The organism is Bacillus pretiosus, assembly GCF_052947655.1.
The window spans coordinates 2,081,808-2,093,920 of the sequence record NZ_CM129593.1; the positions used below are offsets into that span (position 1 = coordinate 2,081,808).

General features: G+C 34.4%; 8 protein-coding genes and 1 pseudogene. 7 read left to right on the forward strand and 2 right to left on the reverse strand.

The window, feature by feature from the left end:
- Positions 1-93 precede the first annotated feature (93 nt).
- Complete coding sequence (locus tag ACU8YW_RS10770; protein WP_088609126.1) at positions 94-1,026, forward strand: aminoglycoside phosphotransferase family protein; 933 nt, start codon at positions 94-96, stop codon at positions 1,024-1,026.
- A gap of 35 nt (positions 1,027-1,061) precedes the next feature.
- On the opposite strand, the pseudogene ACU8YW_RS10775 reads toward ACU8YW_RS10770, so the two are convergent.
- Together ACU8YW_RS10775 and ACU8YW_RS10780 are read right to left on the reverse strand one after the other, a co-directional pair.
- Positions 1,062-2,345: pseudogene (locus ACU8YW_RS10775) on the reverse strand (S41 family peptidase).
- 124 nt (positions 2,346-2,469) lie between these two features.
- Positions 2,470-3,927 carry a serine hydrolase gene (locus ACU8YW_RS10780; protein WP_426933702.1) on the reverse strand — a complete coding sequence of 486 codons (1,458 nt, stop codon included), beginning with the start codon at positions 3,925-3,927 and terminating at the stop codon, positions 2,470-2,472.
- A 184-nt stretch (positions 3,928-4,111) separates the two neighbouring features.
- On the opposite strand from ACU8YW_RS10780, the gene ACU8YW_RS10785 reads away from it, so the two are divergent.
- The 6 genes from ACU8YW_RS10785 to ACU8YW_RS10810 all read left to right on the forward strand — a co-directional run bounded on the left by ACU8YW_RS10785 (position 4,112) and on the right by ACU8YW_RS10810 (position 12,093).
- Complete coding sequence (locus tag ACU8YW_RS10785) at positions 4,112-6,694, forward strand: family 78 glycoside hydrolase catalytic domain (protein ID WP_088609129.1); 2,583 nt, start codon at positions 4,112-4,114, stop codon at positions 6,692-6,694.
- A 107-nt stretch (positions 6,695-6,801) separates the two neighbouring features.
- Positions 6,802-7,758 (forward strand): thymidylate synthase, encoded by a 957-nt coding sequence (locus ACU8YW_RS10790; RefSeq protein WP_088063252.1) that lies wholly within the window; start codon positions 6,802-6,804, stop codon positions 7,756-7,758.
- Between the two features lie 19 nt (positions 7,759-7,777).
- Positions 7,778-8,266: a dihydrofolate reductase gene (locus ACU8YW_RS10795; RefSeq protein WP_061679531.1), complete on the forward strand. Its 489-nt coding sequence runs from the start codon at positions 7,778-7,780 to the stop codon at positions 8,264-8,266.
- A gap of 155 nt (positions 8,267-8,421) precedes the next feature.
- Positions 8,422-10,407: a penicillin-binding protein 3 gene (gene pbpC / locus ACU8YW_RS10800; protein ID WP_426933701.1), complete on the forward strand. Its 1,986-nt coding sequence runs from the start codon at positions 8,422-8,424 to the stop codon at positions 10,405-10,407.
- 219 nt (positions 10,408-10,626) lie between these two features.
- Positions 10,627-11,262 carry an FMN-dependent NADH-azoreductase gene (locus ACU8YW_RS10805; RefSeq protein ID WP_048541201.1) on the forward strand — a complete coding sequence of 212 codons (636 nt, stop codon included), beginning with the start codon at positions 10,627-10,629 and terminating at the stop codon, positions 11,260-11,262.
- A 111-nt stretch (positions 11,263-11,373) separates the two neighbouring features.
- A complete protein-coding gene (locus ACU8YW_RS10810; protein ID WP_087982533.1) occupies positions 11,374-12,093 on the forward strand; it encodes a lysophospholipid acyltransferase family protein in 720 nt (239 codons plus the stop codon).
- Positions 12,094-12,113 lie beyond the last annotated feature (20 nt).

A 12,113-nucleotide genomic window follows, 5' to 3' on the forward strand; every position in this document is an offset into this window, starting at 1 on the left:
GGATTTAGAGGAGTCCATTTCTTTTTAAGATCCGAATGGGTTTATTGTAGAAGTAGCGTATACACCAAATGTAGAAATGTAAGGGGAATAAAAATGAAAACAATTACAGCATGGCAAAACAATATACAGATAGTAAAAGATGCAGTTAATATTGAAGAAATTTCTAAAGGTTTCTCACCTGATAAGAAATATATCATTACGAAAGCGAATAATGAAAAATATTTATTACGGACAGGCGATATAAAAGAGTATGAAAGAAAGAAAATAGAGTTTCAAATTTTAAATGAAATGCAAAAACGTAGTGTGCAAGCTCAAAAACCAATTGAAATGGGTTTATTGGCAGAGGAAGATTTATGCTATGGTATTTTTTCATATTTAGAAGGGGAAGATGCGAAGAAACTATTGCCTACATATACACCAAAAGAACAATATGATATTGGTATAGAAGCAGGAAAAGATTTAGCAAAAATGCATACATATGAAGCTCCTAAGGATATCCTTCCATGGTATGAAAGAGCAATGGAAAAAAATCAAAAATATGTAGAGGCATATAAAACATGTGGAATAAAAATAAAAAATGATGATAAAATCATAAAGTTTATAGACGAAAATGGAATATATTTAAAGAACCGCCCAAATCGATTTCAACACGATGATTTTCATTTAGAGAATATAATTGTACGTGATGCGAAATATGTAGGTGTTGTTGATTTTAATGGTTATGATTGGGGTGACCCACTTCATGATTTCGTAAAAATTGCACTATTTGCAAGAGACATTAGTATTCCGTATTCAATCGGACAAATAGAAGGCTACTTTAATGGGGGAATACCAGAGGAGTTCTGGAACTTATATGCGGTGTACGTTGGCATGACAGTTTTCTCATCAGTTGTGTGGTCCTTACGAGCAGCACCACATATGTTAGAGGATACGTTAGAGCGTCTTACTATCGTTTTAGAAGATCATAAAGACTTTGAGTCATTAAAGCCAATTTGGTTTCAACCAGAGAAGATTAAGATGAAATAGAAAAGGTAGGTGTGATTCACATCTACCTTTATTTTTTACCATTCTTCGTTTTGAAGCAGTTGTAATGCTAATTTTAAATCAACATCTTCTTGTATATGTTCCGGAGTCCACGGGATATGTATATGCGGCTGTATACCAATTCCGGACATTCCTTCGCCTTTATCTATAATAGAGAGCCGTGAAGTAGGGTAGTAAAGTGCGAATGTATCAGCCCATTCCATTACCGCTAAATTAGAATAATCATTTAAACCAGCAGTAGGACGACCTATTACTTTTACTTTCAATGATTTTTTTGCAACTTCTACAAAAGAATCACCAGAACTTCCACATGTAACATCTGTTAATATAACTACTCTATTAGGTGATTTTCTCCCGTGTATTTTTAATGATTGAAGTTCTTTTGGTAACTCAGAAGTATCAAATGTAACGAATCCTTTTTTATAATTCTTTTTTAAATCTTGAATAAATATATCAGTGAATAATTTGGAAAGTTCGTCTAAAGAATCGTAATCTTCCATTTTGATGTCTTTCATACGTAAATGAAAGTTTCGTTCTGTATGATTTAATTGCATTGTATCTGAAGGATCTAAAAGGGAGATCTCTTTGTCTTCGAATAAGTAAGGAAGTAATTTAAAAAATGCATCATCACTTCCACCACGATTCAAACGCACATCAATAATTTAGTTCGGAAAAGAATTAAGCTCATTTTTGTGTGAGTCTAATAATTTATTAATCGCTTCAGTATTTGCGAAATCAGTCAAAGTAATTAAGAGTGTGTCTTTATTATGCTGTTTAAATGAATAAATAGGCGTGTATTCATTTTGTTTATACTTTTGTAAAGTAATGGTTTCGATTACGCCATCTTCATTTATAAGTGTACAAGTTGATGATTGTAATAAAACATAATCCCATTTTTCACGTTCATATGTATTCGCATTTAAATATTTCCTATATTTTATTATTAACTCAGGGATTTTCATATTATCTAATGCTAGAATAGACTGCCCTTTTTTCACTCTTATTTCTTGTGAAGTGGATGTAATATATAGGCGGTCTTCGTATCTTTTCACTTGGAAGCCAGCACTGTTAAGTGGTTGATTGTTAGAGTTCATTTTGAAAAACATATGATTATCTTTAAAGTCTAGTAAGTAATCACGTACAATTTCAGTAAATTGTATTGGTGTTAGTTCTCCTTGTTTCTCTAGTTTCTCGACTGTCTGTAAATATGTAGTAGGATCGTCCCATCCTTTCTTATCTATACAACCTGAATAATCGTGATGAGTGATCGAAACAATTTCTTTGAAAATTTCTGTATACACAGCTTTTCCTCCTGGTAATTTAATTAGTTGAATAATAGAATTCTGTATCCTTTACGTATTATCCTTTTTTTGCATAGAGAAAAGGGGAATAGAGGGAAGTGTTATCTTCCCTCTATTAAAATATTTATTTAATTTTCTTAAATACAAGCGGCTGCGTACTTAACATAGCTGGTACATGTAACTGAAGGGATGGGAATTCACCACTTACATTCATTTCATAAGCGAATAATAAACTCATTTTCATTTGGAATAAATCAACTTTTGCAGAGAAGATGTCGTAATGATGATGAGCTAATTGAATATCCATCTCCATAAATTGTACATATAACGAATCATCTCGTTTGTATACTTGTAATGTTCCATATGCAGGATGCTCGAAAGTACCGGTATAATCCTCTAACCTGTGAGAAGGTGTAGTCCCTTCAATTTGTTCAGGAATGGATTCAGTTGCTTCTTTCATCATTTCCTTCATTTTTTCAGTATCTTCTACAGCACGTTTATGCCAATCAATGGATTCTACTTCAAGTAGTTCGTCATAAATTTGATTAGCGAGATAAGTAGGTAGTAATGTGCCTCCAGCATTCGTTAAAATAACAAGGCCTATGTTTTCTGTTGGTATGAATGAAACAAGTGCTGAAAACCCATCAATATTACCGCCATGATGAATTACCTTATTACCACGGTAAGCGCTAATAAACCAACCAAGACCGTAACTATTTAATGGAGATTCCGGAAGTGATAAAACTGGTTGATCTGGAATGGAATTATGTGGTGTATACATTTGTTGTAATAATTCAGAGGAGATTAATTCATGATCTCCAAATTTCCCTTCGTTTAAGTGAAGAAGGACCCAATTTGCCATATCTTCAATTGTAGAATTAATACACCCAGCAGCGCCGACTGTATCGATGTTATGGAATGGAACTTCTTTTAGTTTACCGTCATTTTCAACGTAAGGTAATGCATAATCATCTGTATTTTGTGAGTCTGTAACAGAGAAGTTTGTTTGATCCATATTTAAAGGATCTAAAATATGTTCTGCAACATATTGTTCCCATGTTTGATTCGTAATGTTTTCTACAATATAACTAATTGTCGCATACATTAAGTTGTTATAAAGAAATGCTGTACGAAACGGAGCATCAAGTGGTAAATATTTTATTTTTTCAACGAGATCTTTTCGAGATAAGGAAGAGCTATACCAAAGAGCCTCATGACGGCTTACACCAGTTCGATGAGAAGCTAAATCTCGTCCGGTAACTTGTGAGCTAGCAAGTAGTTCAGATAAAGAGAAGTTAGGTATATAAGTCTGGACAGGAGTATCCCAATTAAACTTATTTTGTTGTGCTAACAAGCTTAATGAAAGTGTACCAAAAGCTTTCGTTGAGGAACCGATTGCGAACCGAGTATTCGGTGTAACAGCCTCTTTTGTCTCTATATTACGATAGCCAAATCCTTCTGAAATAATGACTTCACCATCTTTTATAACAGCTATAGCAGTGCCAGGAACATTTAAATCCTTCATCATTTTTTCAACCGTTGTTTGTAAAGAAGTCATAACAGGAGTTTCAATTTTAGACATACTTCTAACCTCCAAATATAAATTTTATCCTACCGCACTATACTTTCGGTAATAGAAAATGAAAACCTTTATAAATTTGGAAAGTTAATAATTTTGTAAGAATGAATAAAGTTATTATTTATTTAGAATTTTAATTTTATTATAATTAATTTAAATTAAGATATAGAAAAGATGGTGAAGAAGTGTGCTAACAATAAAGAGAGTGCTTTGCGACAATAAAAAAAATCCGATAGGTATAGATTCAAAAGTTGTTAAAATGAGTTGGCTGCTTGAGTCGAGTAACCGAAATGTAAAACAACTTGCTTATCAATTGCAGGTTGCGAAAGATAGAGATTTTGAAATTATAATGTTTGATTCGCGAAAAGTAGAAACAGATCAAAGTTTACATATACCAATCAATTCATTTTCATACAGAGCGGAAACGCGTTATTTTTATCGGGTAAAGGTATGGGATAATTACGGAGAAGAATCATCGTGGTCAGAAGTAGCATTTTGGGAGACTGGATTACAAGGGCAAGATAACTGGAGCGGGAACTGGATTGCCGCGAAAAAAGAACGAGCGCAAGTTATGTCCTTTAATAAAAATTTTACTATTAAAAAAGTAGTTAAAAAAGCGCGTTTATATATCACAAGTTTAGGATTATACGAGGTTTCTATAAATGGAGAGCGCATTGGAGATTGTTATTTTACCCCTGGATGGACAAGTTATGATAAGAGAGTACTGTATCAAACGTATGATATAACGCATTTATTAAAGGGTGAGCACAATACTATTTCGGTTCTGCTAGGTAATGGATGGTATAAGGGACCACTTACCATGCATCATGTACGTAATTATTACGGTAGAAGACGTGTGATAATTGCTCAAGTACATATAACGTATGAAGATGGAACGAAAGAAAAAATTGTAACAGACGAAACATGGAAGGTAACTCCAAGCCCAATTTTGTATTCAGAAATTTATGAAGGGGAGGTTTACGACGCTAGGATAGAAGAAAGTAGGCAAGGGCTAGAAGATGTTGAAGTAATTGAGCATTCCAAACAAATAATTGTTGCGCAAGAAAACGAAGCAATTCGTAAAATGAAAATTATTAAACCGATTTCTATTTCAAAACTACCGAATCACGAATGGCTCATTGATATGGGGCAAAATATGGTAGGTTGGGTTCAATTTACAGTCCGTCATGTTTATATTGGCCAAAAGATAGAATTGCATCATGCTGAAATATTGAATAAAGACGGTAGTTTTTACACCGGAAATCTCCGAAAGGCAAAACAAAAAATAGTGTATATAGCAAAAGGAGAAGAAGAGGAAACGTTTGAACCTCATTTTACATATCAAGGCTTTAGGTATGTGAAAATAAGTGGATTAACCCAGCCACCTCAAATAGCAGATTTTGAAGGGGTTGTATTACATACGGATATGGAAAAAGCGACTGAATTTGAAACGTCTAATCCATTAATCAATCAACTTCATCATAATGTGGAATGGTCTCAAAGAGGGAACTTTTTTGATGTGCCAACAGATTGTCCGCAGCGAGATGATCGACTTGGATGGACCGGAGATGCACAAATGTTCATTGGGACAGCTACGCAAATTATGAATGTACAATTATTCTTTAAAAAGTGGCTCCAAGATTTATCATTAGATCAAAATGTTAATGGAGCTGTGCCTTTAGTTATTCCAGATGCTTTTGGGAAAAGAGCGGATTTTGATTTACATACTTCTGGTGGTTGGGGCGATGCAGCAATTATATGCCCGTGGGTTCATTATTTACATTACGGAGATGTATCGATTTTAAAAGAACAATATGACAGTATGAAGAAGTATATAGATTACATACGTTCACAAGGTGAGAACGAGTATTTATGGGATACAGGCTATCATTTAGGGGATTGGCTCGCATTAGATACGAAACCAGATGTATATGAAGGCGGAACAGACAAGCATTTTATTGCGACAGCTTATTATGCCTATTCTACATCGCTTTTACGAAGGATTGCTGAGATTTTAGGTGAAAATACAGATGCTAAATTATATGCAGAGTTACATGGGAATATTGTTCAAGCATTTCAAAATGAATTCGTTACACCAAATGGTAGGTTAATTTCAAATACACAAACAGCTCACATATTAGTACTTCTTTTTGAACTAGTGAAAGATGATGTGAATGAGAAAGTATTTAATCGCTTAATTGAGCTATTAAAAGAAAATAAAAATCATTTAACAACAGGTTTTATAGGAACACCGTATTTGAATTTAATATTAAGCAAGTTTAACCGGCATGACCTTGCTTGTAAGCTTCTATTTTATGAAGATTATCCATCATGGTTATACCAAGTGAAAAAAGGTGCCACAACGATTTGGGAACATTGGGATGGCGTGAAAGAGGATGGAACACTTTGGAATGATAGCATGAATTCTTATAATCATTACGCATATGGCTCTATTGTTGAATGGATATACCGATATATTATTGGATTAGAAATGGATGAGACAAAAACTGCATATAAACATTTTTATGTACAACCACATTTTGATTCGAATATAGAATGGGTTAAAGTAAAACGTGAGACAGCTTATGGAGAAATTAAGATTGAGTGGCGTGTAGAAAAGGAACAAGCCTTTTTATATATTTCTGTACCAGCTAATACAAGCGCTACATTACGGATAGACGAAACAAAATGGAAAGCAGAACATGACGTTGGAAGGGATTTAGGATCAGGTGATTATAAATTTACATTTTGTAAAAATATATTGAAGTAGAATTCTGTTTATATAGAAATATATTTTTATTCATTAGGATTATTTAATTCACTGTTTTTCATGTTATGATAAATTTCATATAAGATTGAAAGAAGGTTTTACTACATATGAAACATGCTGAATATGAATACTTAAATTTATGCCGCCATGTAATGGAGCATGGTACGAAGAAAGAAGATCGTACAGGGACAGGCACTGTATCTGTATTTGGATATCAAATGCGTTTTGATCTAAGTAAAGGTTTTCCTTTATTAACGACAAAGAGAGTGCCGTTTCGCCTTGTAGCAAGTGAACTGCTTTGGTTTATGAAAGGTGATACAAATATTCGTTATTTATTGCAGCATAATAATAATATTTGGAATGAATGGGCATTTAAGAGCTGGGTAGAAAGCGATGAGTATACTGGTCCTGATATGACTGATTTCGGTCTTCGCTCACAACAAGATGAGGAATTTAAAGTGCAGTACGATGAGCAAATGGAATTGTTTAAAAAGAACGTTTTAGAAGATGATGATTTCTCGAATAAATATGGTTATTTAGGAGATGTATACGGAAAGCAGTGGCGTGCCTGGAAAACGACAGCTGGTGAGACGCTTGATCAATTAAAAGATGTAATTGAAATGATTAAAAAAACGCCAGACTCCCGTCGCCTAATTGTTTCTGCCTGGAATCCTGAAGATGTACCAAGTATGGCATTACCACCTTGTCATACGCTATTCCAGTTTTATGTAGCGGATGGCAAACTTTCTTGTCAGTTATATCAAAGAAGTGGTGACATATTCCTTGGAATTCCATTTAACATTGCAAGTTACTCACTACTAACACATTTAATTGCACATGAATGCGGACTTGAAGTGGGAGAATTTGTTCATACAATTGGAGATGCACACATTTATACGAATCATTTTGAGCAAGTGGAAAAGCAATTGGCACGTGAACCACGTCCGTTCCCAAAACTTGCATTAAATCCAGATGTGAAATCTGTGTTTGAATTTGAAATGGAAGATTTAACGATTGAAGGATATGATCCACACCCAGCAATTAAAGCACCGGTTGCAGTGTAATTGTAGAGGAGATGAAAAGATGATAGTTTCATTTATGGTCGCAATGGACGAGAATAGAGTAATTGGTAAAGATAATAATTTACCTTGGCGTTTACCGAGTGAATTACAATATGTAAAGAAAACAACGATGGGTCATTCGCTTATTATGGGAAGAAAAAACTATGAAGCGATTGGTAGACCACTGCCTGGAAGACGTAATATCATTGTAACTCGTAATGAAGGGTATCATGTTGAAGGTTGTGAAGTAGCACATTCTGTAGAAGAAGTGTTTGAGCTATGCAAAAATGAAGAAGAGATTTTTATTTTTGGCGGAGCGCAAATTTATGATCTCTTTTTACCATACGTAGACAAGTTATATATAACAAAAATTCATCATGCATTTGAAGGAGATACATTCTTCCCAGAAATCGATATGGCAAATTGGAAAGAAATTTTTGTTGAAAAAGGGTTAACGGATGAAAAAAATCCGTATACGTACTATTATCATGTATATGAAAAGCAACAATAATAATAGAGGTTGATGTGAATATTCGCATCAATCTTTTTATTTGTATCCATCAATATAGGTTTATAGATGAGATTCGATAGTGCTATAATGAATGGTAGCATGTAAAAATGCTAATATTTTCTAAAGTATTGATGTAGAAAGAGGAGGAGAATCGATTGAGAAAGATATGGGGGATTCTTTTTCTTTGCTTAACATTCATGTTAGTTGGATGTGGTAAAGAAGAAAAACCACAAGAAGCGTTTGATACATATGCAAAAGCATGGAATAAACAAAAATTTGCACAAATGTATGATCAATTATCAGAAAAGGCAAAAAAAGATATTTCAAAGAAAGATTTCACTGAGAAATATGAAAAAATTTATGCTGGCATTGAAGTGAAAGATTTAAAAGTAGAAACAGGGGAAGTAAAAGAAGATAAAAAAGATGAAGGTCCTGTTCCTTTTAAAGTAAGTATGGATACAGTTGGCGGTAAAATCACTTTTGGTCATGAAGCAAAAATGGTGAAAGAAAAAGATGGAGATAAAGAATCTTGGAAAATAGATTGGACTCCTGATTTTATCTTCCCAGGGATGACAAAAGATAGTAAAGTGCGCATGCAAACGACAGAGCCAAAACGTGGAGAAATATATGACCGCAATGGTAAATATCTTGCGGTAAATGGTAAAGCTTCTGAAATCGGATTGATTCCTGAACAGTTAGGGGATGCTGCTCCGCAAACGAAAGAAACGGTAGCGAAGTTGCTAAATATGTCTGTAGAAGAAATTGATCAAAAACTAGCAGCTAAATGGGTAAAACCAAATTACCTTGTACCAATGGGAATATTGCCTGAAGGAGCAACACAAAATACGTACATAGATTTACCGGGTGTTGCAACAAAACCAGTCAATATTCGTTCATATCCATTAGGAGAAGAAGCAGCACATCTTACTGGCTATATTGGAAAAGTGAATGCTGAAGATTTAAAAACGCTACAAAAAAAAGGCTATCAAGCAGATGATCCAGTAGGTAAAGCTGGTTTAGAGCAAGTACTGGAAGAAAAGCTACGCGGTAAAAAAGGCGGCCGTGTCTTCATAGAAGATGCACAAGGAAAAGAAATTAAAAATTTAGCAAAAACAGATGCTGTTGATGGAGAAAATGTAACTTTAACGATTGACAGTGCAGTTCAAAGCGAAATTTATAATGAAATGAAAAATGAGGTAGGGTCAAGTGCAGCAATTAATCCAAAGACTGGAGAAACACTTGCACTAGTGAGCACACCAGCTTATAACCCAAATACCCTTACAAGAGGGGCGTCAAAAGCGCAACGTGATGCGGTATATAATGATCCGAAAAAACCGATGACGAATCGATTTACACAATTATCAGTTCCAGGATCTGTATTTAAGCCGATTACAGCTGCAATCGGTCTTGAAACGAAAACAATCGATCCAAAAGAAGAATTGAAAATTGAAGGATTAAAATGGACAAAAGATTCTTCTTGGGGTAATTATTATGTAACGCGTGTAAAAGATGCAAATCCGATTGATTTTGATAAGGCAATGAAATACTCGGATAATATTTATTTCGCACAAGAAGCTTTGAAAATCGGAAAAGATAAATTTATGAGTGAAGCGAAAAAATTCGGATTCGATGAGAAATTACCAATTGAATATGGATTCCCAGCTTCTAAAATCGCAAATGATGGGATTAAAAATGATATTCAAATGGCAGACACAGGTTATGGACAAGGACAAGTATTAATGACGCCACTCCATCTAGCATTAACGTACGCGCCAATTGTTAATGATGGAAACATACCTTCTCCGTATATTATTAAGACAGATAAGCAACCAAAAGTTTGGAAAGAGAATGTCATTTCAAAAGGCAATCAGGATATATTAAGAACTGCTATGACGAAAGTAATTAATGATCCAGATGGTACTGGGAAAATTGCTAAAATTGATGGAATGACTCTTGCTGGAAAAACAGGTACAGCGGAATTAAAAGTATCAAAAGAGGCCGAAGGAAAAGAACTAGGCTGGTTCGCTGCATTTGATTTAAATTCACCAGATATGGTCATTACAATGATGATTGAAGATGTAAAAGGTAGAGGCGGAAGTAATATTCCAGCTGAAAAAGTGAAACGTGTGTTTCAAAAATAGAAAATGATGAAGACTATCTCCATGGAATGTGGAGGTAGTTTTTTGTTTCACCAAAAACATATTGAAAAGATAGTGTTTATTAACTTACGAAAAAAAAGTAGCTATTTTTTATTGACATTGAACATAACTTTTTGTATTATACTTACATAAGGTAAGTTATTTACTTTCGAATTATAAATCTCAAATTAAAGATAAGATGTGTAAAAGGGAGAGAATACAATGACAAAAGTACTATTTATTACAGCAAATCCAAATTCAGCAGAAGGTTCTTTCGGAATGGCAGTAGGAGAAGCTTTCATCGAAGCTTATAAAAACGAACATCCACAAGACGAAGTTGTAACAATTGATTTATTCAACACTACAGTACCAGCAATCGATGCGGATGTATTTGCTGCTTGGGGTAAATTTGCAGCAGGTGAAGGCTTTGAAACTTTAACTGAAGTTCAACAACAAAAAGTTGCAGCAATGAACACAAACTTAGAAACATTTATGCATGCGGATCGTTATGTATTCGTAACTCCAATGTGGAACTTTAGCTATCCACCAGTAGTAAAAGCATACTTAGATAACTTAGCAATCGCAGGTAAAACATTCAAGTATACTGAAAATGGCCCAGTTGGCTTATTAGAAGGCAAAAAAGCACTTCACATTCAAGCAACAGGTGGCGTTTATTCTGAAGGAGCATACGCAGCTGTAGACTTCGGCCGCAATCACTTAAAAACAGTATTAGGATTCATTGGTGTAAATGAAACTGAATACATTGCAGTTGAAGGTATGAATGCAAACCCTGAAAAAGCACCAGAAATTAAAGAAGCGGCAATTGCTAATGCTCGTGAATTAGCAAAACGTTTCTAATATAGAATACTTAAAAATGTCCAAGCACTTGCTGTTTGGACATTTTTTCTTCTTTTTCCTTCGTTTGTCTAGTATAATGAAGGTCGGAATGATAATAGGTGGGGGTTCTGTATGATTCAAACGTTTTTTAAAATCTTTTATTTAATTTTAATCGTAATTGCGATTACACCGAGAATGTGGCGTCTGAAAAGACAAGTAAATACGATGTCGCCACAAGAAAAAGATAATGTTGTGTATAAAACGACAAATTGGTTTGGTAAGAAAATGGTACGTGTAGCTGGTGGGACAGTTGAAGTAAAGGGACTGGAAAATGTTCCAAAAGATAAGCCGGTACTAGTTGTAAGTAATCATCAGAGTAATATGGATATTCCTGTTTTACTAGGTTACTTAAATAAACCAATTGGATTTGTTTCAAAAGCAGAGATTAAGAAGTTTCCAGTTGTACCAACTTGGATGGAACTTATGAATTGTGTATTTATGGTTCGTAATGATCGTCGTCAATCTCTCCAAGCGATTAAAGATGGAATTGGGCTGTTAAAGAACGGGCATTCAATCGTAATCTTCCCAGAAGGGACGAGAAGTAAGGGTGGCGAAATTGGAGAGTTTAAGGCTGGGAGTTTTCACCTTGCAGTAAAATCTGGTGTAGCAATCTTACCTGTAACATTAGATGGGACATATAAAATGTTTGAAGCGAATGGAAACCGTATGAAACCAGCTCATGCAACAGTAACAATTTCTAAGCCGATTACAGCTGAAGAGTATGCGAATATGGATATTAAAGAATTAACGAAGCATACACAGGATGTTATCGCATCACAATTACATAAGTAATAAAAAAGGTTTCAGCTTAA